We start from the raw sequence: 19,949 nt of genomic DNA, 5'->3' as shown, positions 1-19,949 counted from the left end.
GGTGCCCCCGGCCACCACCCACAAACACCCACAACCGGACACACCACCCACACAACCACGGACCCACGGCACCGAACCGGGCCCGCACGACCGTGATCCACTCGGCTTCACGGAAACCGGGGCATCCGGGACGCCAGGACACCCCGACTTCATGAAGCCCGAGTCGATCATGGCGGCCGGCCCCCGCATGGCCGACCCACGGCCCGGCGCGCCGGCAACGCCCACGCGTGGCCGGCCTGGTTCCGGCATGCCCGGCACGGACCGGCGCACAAGCCCGCCAGCCGGCCACAGCCCCCACGCCGCCCGCCCTGGCTCCGCACGCCCCGGCACGCACCGGCGCACAAGCCCGCCAGCCGGCCACAGCCCCCACGCCGCCCGCCCTGGCTCCGCACGCCCCGGCACGCACCGGCGCACAAGCCCGCCAGCCGGCCATGGACCGGCGTAAAGAGCTGCACTCGGGCGGGGATGCCGTGCGGGCGGCGTTGGGTGCTGGGTGGGTCAGGTGTCCAGGTAGCGCAGGATGGCGAGGATCCGCCGGCTGTAGCCGGTCGTGTGGGCCAGGTCGAGTTTGTCGAAGATGGCGTTGACGTGCTTCTCGACGGCGCTCTGCGACACGTGCAGCCGCTGGGCGATGGCGAGGTTCGTGTGCCCCTGGGCCATCTCGTGCAGCACATCCCGTTCCCGCGGGGTGAGCCGACCGAGCGGTTCGGGCCGCTCCGAGCCGGCCACCACCTGACGGACCACCTCCGGGTCGAGGGCGGTGCCGCCGGCGGCGACCCGGTCGAGTGCGTCGAGGAAGTCGTCCACCTGGGCGACCCGGTCCTTGAGCAGGTAGCCGACCCCCTCGGGGCGATCCGCGAGCAGCCGCCCGGCGTACCGCCGCTCCACGTACTGGGAGAGTACGAGGACGCCGGTGTCGGGCCACCGACGACGGATCTCCAGTGCGGCCCGCAGCCCGTCATCGGTGTGCGTGGGTGGCATCCGGACGTCGGTGACGACCACGTCGGGACGGGACCGCTCGACCGCCTCGACCAGGTGGACGGCGGTCCCGACCGCCGCGAGCACCTCGTGGTCCTCGTCGGCGAGCAGCCGGGTCAGGCCCTCGCGGAGCAGCGTCGAGTCTTCGGCGAGGACTAGTCGCACGGCAACTCCGTCAGCACCGTCGTCGGACCGCCGGCCGGGCTGGTGACCGTCAGCCGGCCGTCCAGCGCGGCGACCCGCCGCACCAGCCCGGACAGTCCGCGCCCGGTCGGGTCGGCACCGCCGACGCCGTCGTCGTGCACGCGCATCCGGATCCACCCATCCCGTACCCCGATTTCGACCGCGACCAGGGTAGCGGCAGCGTGTTTCGCGGCGTTGGTGAGCGCCTCGCAGGCCACGAAGTACAGCACCGTCTCGATGTGCCGCTGGGGGCGTACGGGTAGCTCGTACCGGATCCGCACCGGCACCTCTGATCCGCGGGTGACGATGGTCAGCACCTCGCCCAGGTCGCCGCCGTCCAGCGCCGACGGGTAGACCCGCCACGCCACCTGGCGCAACTCCTCAATGGCGCGCTGCACGTCCTCGTGCGCCTGTAGGAGCAGTGCGTGTGTGCGGTCGCTGTCGCGGGTACGCCGGGCGCGGCCGAGCAGCATGCCGAGGGCGACCAGCCGCTGTTGGAGGCCGTCGTGCAGGTCGCGTTCGATCCGCTGCCGTTCGGCGTCGACTGCGGCGATGACCCCGGCCCGGCTGGTGGTCAGCTCGTGGACCCGCCGGGTCAGCTCCGCTCGGCTTCCCGGGCCGAGCAGTCGTCGGGCCAGCCGGACGTCCAGTGCGGCGATGCTGGCGACGGCCTGGCCGTTGAGCAGGAGCAGCACCGCCCCGACGGCGATCTGGGACACGGTGTCGATAACTGTCAACTCTCCGCGCACCGCCGCCCTCAGCACGATCCCGGCGAGCACCACGCCGACGCCGAGCACGGCGTACGCCAGCAGGCCGAGCGTGCCGGGTAGCAGGCGGGCGGCCAGGTAGCCGACCTGGCGACGGGTCGCCACGGCGTTCGGCGCGGGCAGATCCGCCGCGGCGAGCAGCCCGACCAGGCGGCGATGTTCCATCCGCACCAGCCACCCCCCGTACCTGCTGGTCAGGCCGGTGATTCGACGGCCGGCGGCCGGGGCGAACGCGCACCCGGTGAACGCGACGGCCGCGACGACGAGGAAGACGAACTCGACGGCGGCCGTCGCGGTTCCGGCGGCGACGCCGACCGGCAGTCGAAGCCACCACCTGCCGGTTCGCCGTTGCGCCGCCATCTCTTCCGCCTTTCGTGCCGAGCCGGTTCCGCACGGTCCGCGTCGCCTGCCGCGTCCGCGCGGTGCCCAGATGGCGCTTCAGGGGCAGCAGAGCGAAGGCAGGGAGCAGAGCCCACCAGTGGCGCTGACTAGCGCTCGTCGGAGGCCCACGATCCGCTGCGGTAGAGCGTGCCGCGACCACCCGGGTCGGGCACCCCGGTCAGTGCGCTCTGCTCGGGTTCGGTCGGCTCGGGGTTGCGCGCGGCGCGGCGGGCCTTCCACACACGGGACCCGACGAACCAGGCCGCCGCCGCCACGCAGACCACGATCACCACTTTCTGGAGCGTGCCGACGTAGCCCTCGACGAGGTGCCAGTTGTCGCCGAGCAGGTAGCCGGCGAGCACGAAGGTGGTGTTCCAGATCAGGCTGCCCAGCGTGGTGTAGAGCAGGAATGTGGCCACCGGCATCCGCTCCACGCCGGCCGGAATGGAGATCAGGCTCCGGAAGATCGGGATCATCCGGCCGAAGAAGACGGCCTTCACGCCGTGCCGCAGGAACCACGCCTCGGTCCGGTCCACGTCGCTGAGCTTCACCAGGGGAAGCCGGGCCACGATGGCGCGCATGCGATCGCGTCCCAGTGCCGCGCCGATCAGGTAGAGCGCGAGCGCGCCCAGCACCGAGCCCAGCGTGGTCCAGAAAATCGCACCGAAAAGACTCATCCGGCCCTGCGCGGCGACGAACCCGGCCAGCGGCAGGATCACCTCACTGGGGATCGGCGGGAAGAGGTTTTCCAACGCCACCGCCAGGCCGGCACCCGGCCCGCCGAGTCGTTCCACCAGGTCAGTGACGTAGCCGACGATTCCGTCCTGCGGTGGTTCCGCTGCGGCGGCGGGGGTTCCGGTGGCGAACACGGCGTGGGACGTTCGAATCATGCGCCCACGTTACGAAGTCATCCTGAGAGTCGACCATGGGGCCGACCGCCCGGCCGCGCGGGTCGACCACACCGGTGGGGGTGTGGAAAGCCGCACCCCGTTGCGGCTCGCGGTGGTGCAGCCGCCGTGCGTACCCCTGGACGTCGCGGCGAACGCGCGGGCGCACGCCGCCGCGGTCCGCGCGGCGGGTGCCCGGTTGGTGGTCTTTCCGGAGCTGTCCCTGACCGGGTACGAGTTGGACGCGCCGGTCGTGTCGGTCGACGACCCGCGGTTGACGCCCCTGGTCGAGGCGTGCGCCGAGACGAACGCGGTGGCCCTGGTCGGTGCGCCGGTGGCGGGCGAGCACATCGCGATGCTGGCGGTGTCCGGCGGCGGTGCGACGGTGGCGTACCGGAAGATGTGGCTGGGGGACGCGGAAGCCCGCCGGTTCCGGCCCGGCGGTGCGCCGGCCGTGCTCGATGTGGACGGTTGGCGGGTGGGGTTGGCGATCTGCAAGGACACCGGCGTGGTCGCGCACGCGGCGCGGACCGCGGCGCTCGGGATCGACGTGTACGCGGGGGGCGTCCTGGAGTCCGCCCGCGACGCCGCCGTGACGGATCAGCGGGCGCACCGGATCGCCACCGCGCACCGGGTCTGGGTGGCGGTGGCGAGCTTCGCCGGATCGACCGGCGGTGGTTACACCGAGGCGGCGGGGCGATCGGGCGTCTGGACGCCGGACGGCGAAGAATACGCCCGCGCGGGCACCGACCCGGGCGAGTCGGTCAGCGTCAACCTCATGTCCCCCGACCGGGGCGGCGGGCGCGGTTAGGGTGACGTGATGCGCGGCCTGCTCACGCTACGAGCGACCGGCGGGGTGACCGATCCGGTACGGATAACCCTGCCTGACGGTCGACACCTGTCAAGCGAGGACCCCGGCATCGACACGGCGCTCAGCGCGGCGGTGGGCCGCCCGGTGACCCTCGTCGACGCCGTACCGCCCGGTGCCACCCTGCTGCGGTCTCACCCGGAGGCGGTGCTCGCGGCCGGCCTCACCGAAGAGGTCCTGGCCGACGAGAGCCGGCTCGGGTCGGTTCTGCCCGGAACCTTCTTCGACTTCGCGCCGATCCACCTGGTCACCACCGCAACCCTGGATCGGATCGCCGGGCACGTACCGCCTGGGGCGGGGGCTGTGGAGCGCTACCGGCCCAACCTGGTGCTCGACACGGACACGGACGCCTTCGCCGAGAACGACTGGGTCGGCCGGGAACTGCGCGTCGGCCCGGACCTGGTGCTCGCCGTGCTGGCCCCGACGCCACGCTGCGCGGTGCCCACGCTCGCGCACGGCCCGCTGCCCCGCGAGACCGAGGCGCTGCGGGCTCCCGCTCGGCTCAACCGGATCGAACCGCTGCCCGGAATGGGTCCCCAGCCGTGTGTCGGCGCGTACGCCACCGTGCTCCGGCCCGGGCGGGTGGCGGACGGCGACACCGTTACGGTCGGCCCATGAGCACCGTCCCCTCTCGACTGTCCGTGGTCACACTGGGAGCGCGCGACGTCGCCGCGCTGCGGTCGTTCTACCGGTCGTTGGGGTGGCCCGAGCTGCCGACCAGTGACGACGGCTGGTCGGCCTTCCTGCTCGGTGGTGTGCTGTTCGCGCTCTACCCACTGCCGGAGTTGGCCGCCGAGGCGGCACCGGGCGTACCCGCGCCGGCCGGTGGCTGGTCGGGGGTCACCCTGGCCTGCAACGTCGACAGCCGCGACGAGGTCGATACAGCGTTCGAAGCCGCCGTCGCGGCGGGAGCAACGGTGGTGGCGGAGCCGATCGACCGGTCCTGGGGTGGGCGCTCCGGCTACATCGCCGACCCGGAGGGCAACCGGTGGGAGATCGCCTGGGCGGGCACCGCGCGCTTCGACGAGCGCGGCGCTCTCCTCTCCTTTGGCTGAACGTGCTGTTTGCGCGTCGGCGATGACCTTGAAATGCTTCGGGAATGACGTCCTTTCCCCCGACCTTCGCCGAAGATGTCGTCGGCCAGTCAGCCCAGGCGCAGTTCGAGGCGTTCATCGACGAGCACCGCAGGTCGCTCAACGGCTACCTGGACGGGCTGACCGAGGAGCAGGCGCGCCGCTCGTTGGTGCCGTCCCGGACCACGTTGTTGGGTCTGGTGAAGCACGCCGCGTTCGTGGAGAAGGTCTGGTTCGACGAGGCCGTCACGTGTCGACCCCGCTCGGAGATCGGCATCCCCGCCACGCCGGACGAGTCGTTCATCCTCGATGACGACGACACGATCGCCACTGTCCAGCGCACGCACCGGGAGGCCTGTGAAGCCTCCCGCCGCGCCACGTCCGGCCTGGGCCTCGACGACATGCTTCGCGGCAACCGCCGTGGCCCGTTGCCGCTGCGCTGGGTGTACCTGCACGTGCTGCGCGAGCTGGCGCAGCACTGCGGGCACGCGGAGATCCTGCGCGAGCAGATCCTGGCCGCCGACTAGCCTCGACGCATGCCCGAGTTGGTCGCGCCGACCGTCCGCCTGCACGCCCCCTGGTTGGCGGCGCACGACGAGTGGGGTCCTGGCCTGCACGAGGACGGGTTCGGGCTGCGGTCGACAGATGAGGTGCGCTCACCGGAGGGTTTCGCGGCCTGGGTGACCCGACTGGCCGACCAGTCCGACCCGGGGAAGCGGCCGGACGGTGGCACCGTGTGCACGTACCGGTGGATCGTCGAGGACGACCGGGTGCTCGGCGGGATCGCGCTTCGCCACCAGCTCGACGACCACCTGTTGCGGGTCGCGGGCCACATCGGTTACGGCATCCGGCCGTCCGCGCGTCGGCGTGGGCTGGCGACGTGGGCACTGGGCCGGATGCTCGGTGCGGCCCGGGCACTCGGGCTGGGCCGGGTGCTGCTGGTCTGCGCGGCGGACAACGTCGCGTCGGCGGCGACGATCGAGCACCACGGCGGCGTCCTCGAGGAGATTCGGGACACCGAAACCGGTTCCGCACGGCGATACTGGATCACGCTGTAGCCCACCGGCCGTTGTCGCCGAACCGACGCAGCGTCCAGCGGGCCGGTGGCCACCCGCCGGGGTCGTGGTCGGTGGTCCACTCGGTGATCGAGGCCGGGGGCACGTCCAGGTCGAACGCCCGGAAGACCGGTTGCGCGCCGAGCGCGTGGAACGCGCCCTCGACGGTCTCGCTGTGGCCGACCAGGACCACTGTCGAGCCCCGGTGCCGGTGGGCGATCTCCATGATCGCGCGGCTGACGCGGACCACCAGTTCGGCCCAGCTCTCGTTGCCCTCCTCGAACGGTCGGAACACGCCGCCGCCGGCCACCGCGTGGTCGGTGCGGAAGAGGGCGGTCGGCAGGCCGTCGGCGTACGGGGGTGTGTGCCAGGTGCAGAGACCACAGTCGGCCACGGGCCGGACGCCGAACGCCGCGCCGATCGGCTGCGCGGTCTCGACGGCCCTGCGCAGCACCGACGAGTAGACCGCCACCGGCCCGTCGGCGGCGACCTCACCGGTGAGCCGGTTGGCCAGGTGGTGTGCCTGCTCGTGGCCGAGGGCGGTGAGGCCCCGACAGCCACGCGGCCCACCGACGATTCCTTCGAGCTGGTGGACCGACTCGCCGTGTCGCACGAAGATCAGACGTGTCCGCATCGGGACATCATGCCAGCGGTATCGACGGGGGTATCAGTCGTCCGTACGGCCGAAGGAGGAGCTACCGGCCCGGGTGAGCAGAGCGTCCAGTTTCGCGCCTGTCTGCGCTGGTAGGCGATCTCGTCGTACCAACTCGGCGATGCGGTCGCGCAGGTCGTCGACGCGCTTGGCGCGGTCCCTGGTGCGGCGGTTGAGGTCGGCGAGGTCGTCGCGCAGGTCCTCGGCGGTCTTCGGGTCGACGTCGCCGCGGGCGACGGCGGTGGCGAGGACGGCGGCGAACTCGCTGGTCACCTCCCGGAAGCTGACCGGTATCTGCTGCCCGCCCGTCGGCGGCGCGGTGCTGGCGGAGGGTGGGGGCGTGGACGGTGCGGCCGGCGTCGGCGAAGTCGTCGTGGGCGCGGGGGCCGGCGCGGAGGTCGAGGGCGCCTCGGCGATCTCGGCCGGGTCGGGTGCGCCCGGGTTGTCGAACGGGTTCTGCGCGAACAGGGCGCCGACGCCGACCAGCACGGCCAGCACGGCCGCGACGAGCGCGGCGAGGGGCCGACGCTGTCGACGTCGGGCCGGCGCGGCGGGAGCCGGGACGGGACGCGCCAGCACCGACCGGTCGATCAGGGTGGGCGGGTGGGCGGCGGGCCTGATGCGCAGCAGCTCGGTGGGCGGCTCGACCGGCTGACCGGCGCCGAAGCGGCGGGCCAGCTGCGCGGCGCTCGGCCGGTCGGCCGGGTTGCCGGCGAGGCAGGCGACGGTCAGCTCGGCGATGTCGGCGGGGAGGCCGGGCACCCGCAGCGGCGGCACCGGGGTGCCCCGCCGGTGCACCTCCAGGGCGTCTTCCCAGCTCTGCACGGGCAGTGGCGCCTGCCCGGTGAGGGTGCGGTAGAGCAGTGCGCCGACGGCGTACACGTCGCTGGCCGGGTCGGGTGGACCGGCGGTGAGCCGTTCCGGGGCGAAGTAGGCGGGGGTGCCCATCACTGGTTCGCCGGACTGGCTGTCGAGGCCGCCGAGCGCGGCGATGCCGAAGTCGAGCACCTTGGCGCCGGTGTCGGTGAGCATGACGTTGCCGGGCTTGACGTCGCGGTGCACGACGCCGATGCGGTGCGCGGCGGCCAGCGCGGCGGCGATCTGCCCGGCCACCCGGACCGCCTCCGGCCACGGCATTGGCCCGGACCGTAGCCGGTCGGCCAGGTTGTGACCCTCGACCAGCTCCATCACCAGGTACGGCACGACGACGCCGTCGGCCAGGGTCGCCTCGGCGTAGTCGTACACCTGGGTGACGTGGGGGTGGGTCAGCCGGGCGGCCGCGCGGGCCTCGCGTTGGATGGTGGCCCGCAGCTGCGGGTCGGTGGCGAACTGCCCGGCGAGCACCTTGATCGCCACCGGCCGCCCGAGCACCTCGTCGTCGCCGCGCCAGACCTCGGACATGCCACCGAGACCGATCCGCTCGTGCAGGACGTAGCGGTCGTGGAGGCGGAGGGTGGGCCTGAGCGGAGACATGGCTTCCCCAGTCTGCCTGGCAACGCCGCTGTCGACCACTCTGTGTGCCCGACCCCGTACTGGTCGTCCCGTGCGTACCGGAATGGGGTTGGTTCGGGTCAGGAGCAGCGCGGGGTGCCGGGCAGCGGTCGCGGTTGGATGCGGTCGGCGAGCCGGCGCAGGGCGAGGGCGGTGACTTCCCGGGTCGGCGCGAGCAGGGCCCGGCGGGGGTGTTCGACCTGGACCGGGGCGTCCGGTCGAGCCGAGTTGACGTGCCGGTTCATGGCGTCGAGCGCGGTGACGTATCCGGTGGGCAGTTCCATGGTCAACTCCTCGGGACAGGTCCGGTGGAGTCCCGGACGACGAGTGCGGTGGGCAGCAACACGTGACCGGCCGCGGCGTCCGCGGGCGGGTCGAGCAGCAGTTCGGCGGCGATCCGGCCCTTCTCCTCGGCCGGCTGCCGGACAGTGGTGAGGCCGGCCGCGGCGGCCTCGGGGACGTCGTCGAAGCCGGTCACCGACACAGCCGGACGATCGTGGGCCGGCCGCGCGGCCAGGGCGTCCAGCACACCGAGCGCGAGGACGTCGGATCCGGCCAGCACGGCGGTCGGCGGTGCGGGTTGGTCGAACAGCTCGGCGACGGCCGCCGCTGCCGCTGGGCGGCTGTTGCCGGGCGCGTTGACGACTGTCAGCTCGGCCCAGCCGACGCCGACCTCGGCGAAGGCGTCGGCGAACCCGGTGAGCCGGCCCCGGGTGGTCGGGTGCCGCACCTGGTCGACGCTGGCCACCGTGAGCGGGCCGGCCGGCGCGTCGGGCAGCACGGAGTCGGCGAGCAACGCCACCCGACGGTGCCCGAGCCCGGCGACGTGCGCGGCGGCACTGCGCGCCGCGGCCCGCTCGTCGATGCCGACGTACCGTTCGTCGGCGCCGGCGTCGTCGCGGGATGCCGTGCTGACGAAGGGCAGCCCGCGGTGACGGATGACGTCCAGCGCCCATTCCTCGTCGGCGACGCAGTAGACGCAGAACCCGTCGACGGCGGCGTTCTCCACCGCCCGTCGGGCGTCGGTTACCGCCGGCGGCAGCGGCACCAGCAGCATGCTCGTGCCGTGCCGCTCGGCCGCCGCGCCGACACCGGCGAGGAAGCGGACCGCGAACGGGTCGGTGAAGGCGTACGACAGTTGTGAGGTGAACAGCACCCCGATCGACCCGACGAAGCCTCGGCGCAGGGAGCGCGCGGTGGGGTTGGGGCCGGGGTAGCCGAGTTGCCGGGCGGCGTCCAGGATCCGCTCGCGCAGGGCGGCGGAGAGCTGGTCGGGGCGGCTGTAGGCGTTGGACGCGGTGCTGCGGGAGACGCCGACGGCGTCGGCCACGGCTTGCAGTGTTGGCTTCACCGGCACCTCTCTGTATCGATCCAGTCTGTATCGATACAGAGACTAGCCCGACCGGTCGGCGTCGGTCAATACGTGAACTGAAGGACACCGCCCGCGAGGGCCGGCGTGGCGGAGGATCAGGCGGGGTACGTCTCGTCCAGCAGCCGGTCGAGGATCTCCGCCGTACGCTCCGGCGGCTCGGCCTCGACACAGAGCCGTTCCATCGCCACCGCGTAGTAGTCCAGGTCGTCGCGCTTGTCGAGGTAGATGGCGCTGGTGAGCTGTTCGATGTAGACGATGTCGGGCAGCTCCTGGTCGCCGAAGCGCAGGATGGTGAAGGCGCCCCCGGCGGCAGCGTGACCGCCGGCGGCGAACGGGATCACCTGGAGTCGGATGTGGGGCGACTTGGTCGCCTCGATGAGCGCGGTGAGCTGACCGCGCATGACCTCGGTGCCACCGATCGGCCGGCGCAGCGCCGCCTCGTCCACCACGGCCCAGAGCTGCGGCGGATTCTCCCTGTGCAGCAGCTGCTGACGCTGCATCCGCAACGCGACGCGCCTGTCGATCTCGCCGGGACCGGCCGTCCCGTGTCCCAGCAGCACCACCGCCCGGGCGTACTCCGGGGTCTGCAACAGGCCGGGCACGAACTGCACCTCGTAGCTACGGATCAGCGCGGCGGCTGCCTCCAGGCCGAGGTACGACTGGAACCAGGACGGCAACACGTCGCCGTAGCGGTGCCACCAGCCGGGGCTGTTCGCGTCCCGCGCGAGCTTGAGCAGCGCGTCGCGCTCGTGCTCGTCGGTGACGCCGTAGAGCGTCAACAGGTCGGCGACGTCGCGCTCCTTGAAGCCGACCCGGCCCAGCTCCATCCGGCTGATCTTGGATTCGGAGGAGCGGATCTCCCAACCGGCGCCCTCCCGGGTCACCCCGCTGGACTCCCGGAGGCGGCGCAGCTGGGCGCCGAGCAGCATGCGCAGCACGGTCGGCCCGGTTGTCGGGCCACCCTCGGCGGGAACCATCGTCACGTGCGGACCTCCGGACACCGACCCACGACGGCCGGGCGCCCCGGCCCGGCCGACGTGTAAGCATGCCATGGACCGACAGTGAGGTGAACTCCTCCACGTCGGTGAATAAGTCCCGTCGCCGGGACGACCCACCCCCCGACGGTCAGTTGATCAGATGGTCGAAGTCACCGTCCCGCGCGCCGAGAACGAAGGCGGCGATCTCGTCCACTGTGTAGATCAGCGCCGGCCCCTCCGGGTGTCGTGAGTTGCGGACCGCGATGCCCGCTCCCCCGGGCAGCTCGGCGAGTTCGACGCAGTTGCCGCTGGGGTTGCTGCGGCGGCTCTTCTGCCAGCTCAGCGGGGGCAACTGATGGATCGGTACGCCATTGGGTGGCTGATGCATGGAGGCGTCTTTCTGTTACGAGCCCGCCGGCTGGCCGTGGGAGGAGCGGTGACGGCGAGGGGGTGCGGTATCGACATTGGACGGTTCTGCACGTGCATCTGCTATTGCATCTGCATCCGACGGCGAGCATGATAACGCACATGATCGGTGCCCATCCGTTCACTTTGTGTTACCCCCACACGGGCAACGATCAGGCAAAACTGGGCCCGACGCGGCGCGCCGCGTCAACCGAAGGCTGGAGGCGGTCGCGGCGATGGGAGGGTTCGTGCCGGATCCGATGAGTGTCGCCTCCGGCGTCTGCGCGGCCGGCGCGCTGCTCTCCTCCTGGCAACTACGCCGCCGGGCGGTGCGCGCCGAGGCCGAGATCAGCCACCTCCAGGCCGAGTTGGCCGCCGAACGGCACGCCGCCAGCCACGACCCGCTCACCGGGCTGCCCAACCGACGCGCCTTCTACCGCCTGGCGGCCGCCCTGCTCACCGACGCCGCCGGCCAGCCGCTGATTGCCGTGGTGCTCGACCTGGACGACTTCAAGCAGATCAACGACCGGTACGGGCACGCCGCCGGCGACCAGGTGCTGATCAGCGTGGCCGAGCGGCTCGCCGGCTTCGCCGGGGACAACCTCGTGGCCCGCCTCGGCGGCGACGAGTTCGCCGGTCTGCTGTCCAGCCCCACCGTCGACCGCCGCTGGATCGAGCACTCGACCCGCCGGCTCAGCGAGACCGTCGCCGCGCCAATCCGGCTGAGTGGGTGCAGCGTGCGGGTCACCGCCTCCGTCGGGCTCGCCCCGGTGAGCGGCCCGGCCCAGCTCACCGACGCGCTCAGCCGCGCCGACGCGGCCATGTACCAGGCCAAGAGCCTCGGGGGCGCCCGGTCACCGCGCCAACTGGTCGACAGCGCGTTCCTCACCGAGCGCTGACCGCTCAGGAGACCGGCGCGCCGAACCACCTGGACAGTTGGCCGAGCAGGTCGCTCTGATCGTCGCCGGCCCACGCCACGTGGCCGTCCGGCCGCAGCAGCACGGCGGGCACGTCCAACTCCTCGCTGACATCGACGACGTGGTCGACCCGCTCCGCCCAGCCGGCGACCGAGAGCTGACCGGTCTGGTCGAGCAGCAGGCCGCGGCCACCGTGCATCAGCTCGTAGAGACGCCCCCGCTTCAGCCGTACGTCGCGCAGGTGACGACCGAGCAGGTCGTGTCCCTCGCCGAAGTCGTAGCGGACACCGATCGCGGTGACCTTCTCGATCAGGTACCGGTTGACGTCCTCGAAGTCCATCAGCTCCGACAACAGTTGGCGCACCGAGCGAGGCCCCGGCTCGGGTGAGAGCAGCAGCATCTGCGCCCGGGTGTTGGTCAGGACGTCCTCGGCCACCGGATGACGTTCGCGGTGATAGCTGTCCAGCAGCCCCTGCGGCGCCCAGCCGGCGATCTCGGCCGCCAGCTTCCAACCGAGGTTGAACGCGTCCTGGATGCCGAGGTTGAGCCCCTGCCCACCGGTTGGCGGGTGGATGTGCGCCGCGTCGCCGGCCAGCAGCACCCGCCCGACCCGGTACCGCTCGGCCAGCCGGGTGGCGTCACCGAAACGGGAGAGCCAGCGCGGTGAGTGCACACCGAAGTCGGTGCCCGCGTACACCAGCAGTTGGCGTTTGAAGTCCTCGATGGTCGGCGGCACCGTGCGGTCCTCGACCACCCCCTCGGCCGGGACGAGGACGCGGTACACCCCCTCCCCGAGGGGCCCGAGACCGAATCGGAGGTGGGTCCTGCGGACCTCGGCCACCACCTCGGCCACCGTCTCCGGCGGCACACCCACCTCCATCTCACCGAGCAGGGTCTCGACGCTGCTGGGCTCGCCGGGAAAGCCGACACCGAGCAGCCCGCGCACGGTGCTGCGACCGCCGTCGCAGCCGACGAGGTAGCGGGCACGCATCTGGGTCCCATCGGCCAGCCGCACCGTCACCCCGTGGTCGTCCTGGCTCAGCCCGACCAGTTCGCTGCCGCGCCGGATCTCGGCGCCGACCTTGCTGGCGTGCTCGCTCAGCAGGCGGTCGGTGACGGTCTGCGGGATGCCGAGGACGTACCCGTGTGCGGTGTCCAGCCCGCCCGGCGACGGCTTGGGGATCGCGGCGAAGAAGCCCCCGACCGGGTACTGCTGCCCGACCGCGAGGAAGCGCTCCAGCAGGCCCCGCTGGTCCAGCACCTCGATACTGCGCGCGTGCAGGCCGAGCGCGCGGACATGTTTGGTCGGCTCGGTCTCCTTCTCCAGCACCAGCACGTGCAACCCGTGCAGTCGCAACTCGCTGGCCAGCATCAAGCCGGTCGGCCCACCGCCAGCAATGATCACATCGATCATGGAATCCCCCGATTTTTCCAGATTTGGGCGTCGGCTGGAGATTCTGCTGCACCACCCGGGTCTTGCCGCAAGGCCCCGGGTGCGATATATGTTGGAGGTGGCAGGGAGCGTGTTCGCTCTTTGCCTTACTTTTTGCCTGCGTAGCCGACGTGCCCGCCGTAGCCGACCTGCCCGCTGCTCAGCGCTGTCGGTCGAGGTCGCGCAACGCCGCGTCGGCGAGGCTGACCAGGCCCACCGGTGACACCAGCCCGCGCACGATCCGCGCCGCTCGGCTCCGGTCGGCCGCCTCGGCGTCGAGGTCCAACGCCTGCCGGGTCCAGTCGCTGAGGTCGTCGAGCGCGCGGACCGCGAGGAACCAGGCCAGGCGCGGCCTGTCGACCTCGGTCGTGCCGTAGCCGGCGAGCACGGCCCGCTGCTGGTCGGGAGTGATCGGCGCGAAGGCGAGCACCCCGCCGAGCACGAACATGAGGTCGCACTCACGCGGGGCGAGCACCGCGTCGTCCCAGTCGATCAGCCAGACCTGCCCGTCCGCGCCGAGCAGCAGGTTGCCCAGGTGCGGGTCACCGTGGCAGACGACGTGCGAGCCGGGCCCGTCACGCTGGTCGGCCGCACGGCGCTCGACCTCGCGGGTCAGGAACCGCAGCCGGTCCGCCACCGCTGACCACACCCCCGCCAGCTCCGCGGCCAGCGGGTCCGCGAGATCGCCCGGGTCCGGGTCGCGCAACCGCTCGGCCACCGCCCGGGTCGCGGTCACGATCGAGGGGTACGCCGCCCCGCCCGCCGGCAGCAACCGGCTGAGCTCCCCGGTCACCGGCACCGCGTGCACGGCGGCCAGCACCTCGCCGTACGCGCGCCAGTGCGCCCCGGTCATCGGGCCGTCGAGCGCCCGCTCGTCGGAGACCCACGGCACCACCGAGAGGCGGCGGCCGTCGTGGTCGATGGACAGCCGTCCGTCCACGGACCGCAGCGGCGCGGCGATGCCCGGCACCCCCTGCCCGGCCAGGTACGCCGTCACGACCAGACCGGCCGGGGTGCCGCCACCGCTCAGCTTGACCGCGTACCGACCGCCGTCAGCGGCCTGGGCCAGCCACAGTCGGGCGTGCTGGTCCGCACCGTGGCTGACGCGCTCCATCGTGGACAGTCGCAGGCCGAAGCCCGTCCCCACCCGCTCGACCACCTGCCGCACGACGTCCTGTGCCATGCCGACACCATGCCAGCGCTCCGGCCGCCGACCGAGCGATTTTGTCGACCGCGACCACCGGGTGCGGCTCTGTCGGCCCGCCCCACTCCGGAGCCGGCCGGTACGCGCTCAGCGCCAGCCGTAGTTGGCGCGCAGCGCCTGCCCGACCCGGTCGAACCGGGGCCGGTCCAACACCGCGCCCTCCCGGCGGATGCTGTCCTCGCGCATGGTGAGCACCCGGTCCAGCCGGACCCAGCTCGGCCGGTTGTCGCGGTCCCACTCCCCCGGGCCGAGCGCGAACCAGTGCCGCTGCCCGTCCCGCTCGCTCTGGCTGGACAGCATCAGCCCGAACAGGGTCCGGCTGTGCCGCCCGACGACCAGCACCGGCCGGTCCTTGCCCTGGCGGGGGTCGTCCTCATACGGCACCCACGTCCAGACGATCTCACCCGGGTCGGCCTGACCGTCCCGCTCCGGGGCGTAGGTCAGCTCCCGGCGCTGCAACGCGCTCACCTGACGGCGGCGGGCCACCTGCGCGGGTGCCGGCCCGGTACGGCGGGGCGACGGGATCACCGCACCGACCCGGGAGATACGCGCCGCGACATTCCTCAACAGACCAGCCACGGCGGGCAGCCTACCCGCCGCCGCTGCTGATCTTGCGACAGACTGGCCCCATGGACGAGCTCCCCCGCGACCTACCGATCCTTGAGCGACGCGCGGTGCGGGTGGTGGTCACCGACGGCACCGGACGGGTCCTGCTGTTCCACACCCACGACCCGGACCACCCCCGGCTGGGCACCTGGTGGGAGCTGCCGGGCGGCGGCATGGACGCCGGTGAGACCTATCGCGACACGGCGGTGCGGGAACTGCTCGAGGAGACCGGCATCGTGATCATCGCCGACCAGGTGGGCGCCCCGAACTGGCGGCGCCGGGCCAGCTTCCTGCACCGCCAGGTGCGGCACGTGCAGGACGAAGTTGTCGTCGCCGTACGGCTGGGCGGCCCCGGCCCGGACGTGGACGAGACACACCGGCTCGACTACGAGCGGGAGGACTACTTCGGCTTCCGCTGGTGGCCGCTGCCGGAGGTGGTGGCCAGCCGGGAACGGTTCTACCCCGGGCAGCTCCCTCGGCTGATCACCCCGTTCCTCGCCGGCACGGAGATCGACGAGCCGTTCGAGCTGTGGTCGTGAGCCAGGCCGGCGGGGAGAGTAGGGGCATGACGACAGCGCTGCACGGGCCCCTCTCCGCGTACGCCGCACGGCTGCACGCCACGGTCGGCGACCGGCATCACGTCGCGTCCCCGCTCGGGGCCTGGCTCCTGCTCGCGGTCTGCGCCGCCGCGGCGGACACCTCCGACCCGGCCACCAGGGACCTGGCGCGCGCCCTGGGCACCGATGCGGCGGACGCGGCCGAGGTCGCCCGAACCCTGTTGGACGCGCCGCACCCGCTGGTCGGGGCCGCCACCGCGCTCTGGCACCGGCCGGGGCAGGTCAACGGGCCGCCGGCGTGGCGGGCCGCGCTGCCCACCGCTACCGACGTCGGCGTCCTGCCCGACCAGGCCGGGTTGGACGCCTGGGCGCGTGAGCACACCCTCGGCCTGATCGACACGTTCCCCCTGCGGGTCGGACCGGACGTGGTGCTGGCCCTGGCCAGCGCGTTGGCCACCCGGGTGTCCTGGGCCACCCCGTTCGACGTCGCCGACGCCCGCGCACTCGGCGCCGACAGCCCGTGGGCGGGCCAGCTGCGGCGGGCGCTGCGCAGCCCGAGCCAGGGTCACCGCTGCGCCATCGTGTCCACCGCGCAGGCCGGTGACGTGATCGTGCACGCCGCACCGGCCCAGACGACCGACGGCGCGGGGCTGCTGGTCGTCTCGGTTGCCGCCGCACCGCAGGTGCCGCCGGCCGACGTGCTGGCCATCGCGTACGACCTCAGCGCCGGCGCTGCCGACGGCGCGCAACCGGCCGACAGCCGATCCCTGTTCGACCTGCCGCTCGGTGTGACACCGCTATGGACGGTGACCGAGGAGCGGGTGCGCACCCGGGCCCGCGACGGCCGCGAAGAGCGGCACACCGCCGTCCTCCCCTGCTGGTCGGCCCGGAGCGAGCACGACCTGACCGCTGCGGCGCTCGGCTTCCCGGCCGCGTCGGCGACGCTGGCGAAGACATTGGCGCTGCCGATCGAGAACGTCGAGGCGCGACAGACGGCGGTGGCCCGGTTCGGCCGGTACGGCTTCGAGGCGGCGGCGGTGACCGGGATGTTCGGGCTGACCAGTCTGCCGCCGGAGGGCGTCGCCCGCACCGCCGAGATGCGCTTCGGTCACCCGTACGCCGTGGTGGCCGTCGCCACCGACACCGGGGCCGACGGCGTCACTCGCCCCTGGCACGGGGTACCGGTCTTCTCCGCCTGGATCAGCGAGCCGGAGGAACTGCCCGAGGCCGACGCCGCCGACCGGTGACCCCGGGGCGACGAGCCGTGACCCGGGTGATCGTCACTGCTCGCCGAGGAGAACGGCGATCGGCAACCGTCGGATCAGGATCGCCGGCACGAGCGCGGTGAGCACGGTGAGCAACAGCGCCGCCCCCGTGACGGCCAGTGCCAGCAACGCCAGCCGGCCATCCACCCGACCGACCAGCAGGGCGACCGAGCCGAGACCGGCGGCGACCCCGAGGACGCAGCCGAGCGCCCCGACGCCGATCGCCTCGTAGACCACGAGGCGGTTGAGCGCGACGTCGGGCCACCCCACGGCCCGGAGCGTGGCGAACTCTGCCGACCGTTCCCGCACGTTGAGGTAGAGCACGTCGGCCACGCCGAGCACCCCGAACAGCAGCACTCCGCCGACCGCCACCAGGTCCACTTCGCGCACCTGCACGGAGACCGCCTCACCGAGCAGCGAGCCCACCATGCCGTCGTTGAACGCCCAGAGCGCCGCCAGGATCAGCGTCACCGCGCCGACGCCCGCCGCCAGGCTCGTCGCGCCGGCGATCGTACGCGCGGGTGCCCGTCGGAGATTGGCCACCGCGAGCCCGGCGAGGCTTCCCGCCGCGGCTCGCCGGGCCGGTGCCACGCTCGGATGCAGCGCCTCCGCCGACCGGGTCCGGGCGGCCCGCAGTGCGGGCAGGGCGCTGGCCACCGCGGTCAGCAGCACCGCGAGCGGCACGCACAGCACTGTCACCGCACCGGAGACCTGAACCCCGGCGAACCGGCCGAGCAGCACCGACAGGCCGGCGCCGAACACCCCCGCCGTCAGTCCGAGTGCCGTGGTCTCGGCGAGGACCAACATGCTCAGTCGCCAGCCGGGCCAGCCGATGCAGGCCAGGACGGCCAGTTCGCGTCTGCGGACCCGAACCGCCGTGGAGACCGCGTTGCCGACCAGCAGAGCGCAGACCACCAGCAGCAACCCCAGCAGCAGGATGTTCTTACGATCGACGGCGGTGACGATCTCGGTCGCCACACCCTTGCGGGTACGCGCCTCCACCAGGTTCAGGTCGGGACGACCGAACTCGCCCCCGGGTAGCAGCACCGGACTGCGTACCGTCGATCCACCCAGGACCACCTCGACGGTGAGGCCGGTCTGCCGTACGACCTCGTCCGCCACCATCCGGACCCGTTCCCGCGCCACCGCGTCGAACCGGTCGATCCCGGCGACCCGGATCCGTACGGAACTCAGCGGGGCGGCGGCCAACGCCGGCGCGACGCTCGCGTACAGCTCGCCGGCGGCGGTCAAGCTGGTCAGCAGGCTGGGCGGTTGGCGCGGGTAACCGAGCGGGTCGTCCGCGGCAAGCAGTGCGCGGTCGCCGAGCAGATCACGCGAGCGGGCGTCGGCACCCACCGGCGGGGTCGGACGGTAGAGGTCGAGTGCCTGCTGCGCGGCGGCGGATTCGAGCGCGTCGGGCGCGAAACTGCCCACCGGGGTGACCGACCACCCCGACCGGTCGGCCAGGCTCACCGGATCCGCGGTGGCGGCACCGCCGGTACCGAACCAGGAATCCCGCCACGCGTCGTCGATCGTCGGGTCGGCCGCGTCGGGCCCGTCGGATCGGGGCAGCAGCTGGTCACTCCCATCCGGCTGCGGCGCGTAGGCCGGTGGTCCCGGCCGGAGAAGGGTCATCATGGCGGAGAGTGGAGCGCGCTCGGCCACTGCGGCGTCGAGCCGGGCGCGGTAGAGCTGCGCCAGGTCGTGCTGGACCGCCTGCGACGGCCCCTGCGCCGAGGCATTCAGCAGCGGCCAGAGCGCCTGCGTCGCGGTGCCGGGCACCTGGTCGGCGACCCGGCCGGTCAGCCGGGACACGCAGACGTCCATCCGCTCGTCCACGGCGAGGGTGTCGGCGGCGAGCACCGGCAGCGTCCGCCCGGCCGGGCCGTTCGGCGGCAGGGAGGACGTCCCCGCGACGCGGCCCGCCGGGGCGACGGCGTCGACGCCGGTCAGGTAGCGGCCCCGACGCACCGCCTGGTCCAGGCCGACCAGGCGCGCCTCAGCCGCCGGATCGATCGCGGCGATCACCGCCGGTGCCACCGACGGCAGCTGGATCTCCAGCCGGGCGGTCGCCGGCACCACCGACGCCGGACGGCCGGACGTGAACACGGAGGCACGCCGGAAGGTGCCGTCGGGGAGCAACTGGTACGCATCGATGGTGCCGACCTGGGTGCGCCGGGCATCCGGGTCGAAGCTGCCCGCCGCGATGTCGCACACCTGCCGACGCCGGCCGTCCGGCTGCACCTCCAGCGGGCCGCCGCCACCGGTGCCGGGACACTCGGCGGCGGACGTGGGCTGGCGAACCCGGGTGCCGTCGGCGTAGATGAACGCTTGACTGTTCAGGTCGGCCAGCGGCACCAGAGGCCGCCGGGACACGTAGACGTAGGCCGGCGCGGCCGTCACCGTGCTCAGTCCGCGGTCCCCGCTGATCCGGCGGGCGATCTCGATGACCTGCCGCTCGGCCGACCGGTCGACCTGCTCCGTCACGTCCACCCGCAGGTCGGGTTGGATGTCGGCGATTCCGAGGACCGCCAGCGGGGCGGCCACCTCGACGCCGGGGACCTGTTCGATCTGCCGCCACTGGTCCAGCGTGATGCCGCCGTAGGCCGCTGTGGGCCGGTCCTGATGCAGCAGGCCGGTGACCGGCGCCGCGGGGTGAACCAGAATGTCGTACGACGGCCGGAACTGCCCGTCGACGGAACCGCTCGCGACCAGCCGGGAGGTGCTCGCGGCACCGGTGAGCACTGTGAAACCGGTGGTCGCCATCAGAACAGCGGCGAACATCGCCAGGGATCGGCCGGGAGTGTTCCGCAGCTGCAACCGGACCATTCGCCACACGGCGTCAGCGGACCTGGTCGTCGTGGATGAGGGCGGACCAA

General features: G+C 72.9%; 21 protein-coding genes. 8 read left to right on the top strand and 13 right to left on the bottom strand.

Annotated elements, in window-relative coordinates:
* Nucleotides 1-498: 498 nt before the first annotated feature.
* From QSK15_RS31035 to QSK15_RS31025, 3 genes are all read right to left on the bottom strand, one after another.
* Nucleotides 499-1,143 carry a response regulator gene (locus QSK15_RS31035; protein ID WP_285797592.1) on the bottom strand — a complete coding sequence of 215 codons (645 nt, stop codon included), beginning with the start codon at nucleotides 1,141-1,143 and terminating at the stop codon, nucleotides 499-501.
* A complete protein-coding gene (locus QSK15_RS31030; RefSeq protein WP_285797591.1) occupies nucleotides 1,134-2,288 on the bottom strand; it encodes a sensor histidine kinase in 1,155 nt (384 codons plus the stop codon). Before QSK15_RS31030 ends, QSK15_RS31035 begins: the two co-directional genes overlap by 10 nt.
* Nucleotides 2,289-2,416: 128 nt before the next feature.
* Nucleotides 2,417-3,199, bottom strand: a complete 783-nt coding sequence (locus tag QSK15_RS31025; RefSeq protein ID WP_285797590.1) for a DedA family protein — start codon at nucleotides 3,197-3,199, stop codon at nucleotides 2,417-2,419.
* An 82-nt stretch (nucleotides 3,200-3,281) separates the two neighbouring features.
* Here QSK15_RS31025 and QSK15_RS31020 point away from each other — a divergent pair, with 82 nt between their 5' ends.
* From QSK15_RS31020 to QSK15_RS31000, 5 genes are read left to right on the top strand one after another with little or no spacing between them, the layout of a single operon-like run.
* Nucleotides 3,282-4,007, top strand: coding sequence for a carbon-nitrogen hydrolase family protein (locus QSK15_RS31020; RefSeq protein WP_285797589.1), 726 nt, complete (start codon nucleotides 3,282-3,284; stop codon nucleotides 4,005-4,007).
* A 9-nt stretch (nucleotides 4,008-4,016) separates the two neighbouring features.
* Complete coding sequence (locus QSK15_RS31015; RefSeq protein WP_285797588.1) at nucleotides 4,017-4,682, top strand: MOSC domain-containing protein; 666 nt, start codon at nucleotides 4,017-4,019, stop codon at nucleotides 4,680-4,682.
* Nucleotides 4,679-5,119: a VOC family protein gene (locus QSK15_RS31010; RefSeq protein ID WP_285797587.1), complete on the top strand. Its 441-nt coding sequence runs from the start codon at nucleotides 4,679-4,681 to the stop codon at nucleotides 5,117-5,119. Before QSK15_RS31015 ends, QSK15_RS31010 begins: the two co-directional genes overlap by 4 nt.
* 44 nt (nucleotides 5,120-5,163) lie before the next feature.
* Nucleotides 5,164-5,664 carry a DinB family protein gene (locus QSK15_RS31005; protein WP_285797586.1) on the top strand — a complete coding sequence of 167 codons (501 nt, stop codon included), beginning with the start codon at nucleotides 5,164-5,166 and terminating at the stop codon, nucleotides 5,662-5,664.
* 9 nt (nucleotides 5,665-5,673) lie between these two features.
* Complete coding sequence (locus QSK15_RS31000; RefSeq protein WP_285797585.1) at nucleotides 5,674-6,195, top strand: GNAT family N-acetyltransferase; 522 nt, start codon at nucleotides 5,674-5,676, stop codon at nucleotides 6,193-6,195.
* Here QSK15_RS31000 and QSK15_RS30995 read toward each other — a convergent pair.
* From QSK15_RS30995 to QSK15_RS30970, 6 genes are all read right to left on the bottom strand, one after another.
* Nucleotides 6,185-6,826 (bottom strand): histidine phosphatase family protein, encoded by a 642-nt coding sequence (locus tag QSK15_RS30995; protein ID WP_285797584.1) that lies wholly within the window; start codon nucleotides 6,824-6,826, stop codon nucleotides 6,185-6,187. The genes QSK15_RS31000 and QSK15_RS30995 overlap by 11 nt on opposite strands.
* Before the next feature lie 33 nt (nucleotides 6,827-6,859).
* Nucleotides 6,860-8,317, bottom strand: a complete 1,458-nt coding sequence (locus QSK15_RS30990; protein ID WP_285797583.1) for a serine/threonine-protein kinase — start codon at nucleotides 8,315-8,317, stop codon at nucleotides 6,860-6,862.
* Between the two features lie 98 nt (nucleotides 8,318-8,415).
* Nucleotides 8,416-8,619 (bottom strand): hypothetical protein, encoded by a 204-nt coding sequence (locus QSK15_RS30985; protein WP_285797582.1) that lies wholly within the window; start codon nucleotides 8,617-8,619, stop codon nucleotides 8,416-8,418.
* A gap of 2 nt (nucleotides 8,620-8,621) precedes the next feature.
* The gene (locus QSK15_RS30980; RefSeq protein ID WP_285797581.1) at nucleotides 8,622-9,665 is read right to left on the bottom strand and encodes a LacI family DNA-binding transcriptional regulator; all 1,044 of its coding nucleotides are present in this window, start codon (nucleotides 9,663-9,665) and stop codon (nucleotides 8,622-8,624) included.
* Nucleotides 9,666-9,802: 137 nt separating this feature from the next.
* Nucleotides 9,803-10,690, bottom strand: a complete 888-nt coding sequence (locus tag QSK15_RS30975; protein ID WP_285797580.1) for a Sco1979 family transcriptional regulator — start codon at nucleotides 10,688-10,690, stop codon at nucleotides 9,803-9,805.
* Between the two features lie 142 nt (nucleotides 10,691-10,832).
* On the bottom strand, nucleotides 10,833-11,072 hold the full coding sequence (locus QSK15_RS30970; RefSeq protein ID WP_088947853.1) for a DUF397 domain-containing protein: 240 nt from the start codon (nucleotides 11,070-11,072) through the stop codon (nucleotides 10,833-10,835).
* A 265-nt stretch (nucleotides 11,073-11,337) separates the two neighbouring features.
* Between QSK15_RS30970 and QSK15_RS30965 the strand changes: the two genes are divergently transcribed.
* Entirely contained in the window at nucleotides 11,338-11,988 is a 651-nt protein-coding gene (locus QSK15_RS30965) for a GGDEF domain-containing protein (protein ID WP_285797579.1), read from the top strand.
* A gap of 4 nt (nucleotides 11,989-11,992) precedes the next feature.
* Here the strand turns inward: QSK15_RS30965 and rox are convergent, their stop codons facing one another.
* From rox to QSK15_RS30950, 3 genes are all read right to left on the bottom strand, one after another.
* Nucleotides 11,993-13,420, bottom strand: a complete 1,428-nt coding sequence (rox, locus tag QSK15_RS30960; protein WP_285797578.1) for a rifampin monooxygenase — start codon at nucleotides 13,418-13,420, stop codon at nucleotides 11,993-11,995.
* A gap of 178 nt (nucleotides 13,421-13,598) precedes the next feature.
* Nucleotides 13,599-14,621, bottom strand: a complete 1,023-nt coding sequence (locus QSK15_RS30955; RefSeq protein WP_285797577.1) for a phosphotransferase enzyme family protein — start codon at nucleotides 14,619-14,621, stop codon at nucleotides 13,599-13,601.
* Nucleotides 14,622-14,729: 108 nt separating this feature from the next.
* On the bottom strand, nucleotides 14,730-15,221 hold the full coding sequence (locus QSK15_RS30950; RefSeq protein WP_285797576.1) for a type II toxin-antitoxin system PemK/MazF family toxin: 492 nt from the start codon (nucleotides 15,219-15,221) through the stop codon (nucleotides 14,730-14,732).
* 50 nt (nucleotides 15,222-15,271) lie between these two features.
* On the opposite strand from QSK15_RS30950, the gene QSK15_RS30945 reads away from it, so the two are divergent.
* Together QSK15_RS30945 and QSK15_RS30940 are read left to right on the top strand one after the other, a co-directional pair.
* A complete protein-coding gene (locus tag QSK15_RS30945; RefSeq protein WP_285797575.1) occupies nucleotides 15,272-15,787 on the top strand; it encodes an NUDIX hydrolase in 516 nt (171 codons plus the stop codon).
* 26 nt (nucleotides 15,788-15,813) lie between these two features.
* The gene (locus QSK15_RS30940) at nucleotides 15,814-17,052 is read left to right on the top strand and encodes a hypothetical protein (protein ID WP_285797574.1); all 1,239 of its coding nucleotides are present in this window, start codon (nucleotides 15,814-15,816) and stop codon (nucleotides 17,050-17,052) included.
* Between the two features lie 33 nt (nucleotides 17,053-17,085).
* Here QSK15_RS30940 and QSK15_RS30935 read toward each other — a convergent pair whose 3' ends face one another.
* Nucleotides 17,086-19,899, bottom strand: a complete 2,814-nt coding sequence (locus tag QSK15_RS30935) for an FtsX-like permease family protein (protein ID WP_352232242.1) — start codon at nucleotides 19,897-19,899, stop codon at nucleotides 17,086-17,088.
* Between the last annotated feature and the right edge of the window lie 50 nt (nucleotides 19,900-19,949).

This window comes from Micromonospora sp. NBRC 107095 (assembly GCF_030269705.1).
In the GTDB taxonomy this organism is placed as follows: domain Bacteria; phylum Actinomycetota; class Actinomycetes; order Mycobacteriales; family Micromonosporaceae; genus Micromonospora; species Micromonospora parva.
The sequence above is the reverse complement of the archived record's forward strand: the minus strand, read 5'-3'. Positions and strand labels throughout refer to the sequence as shown.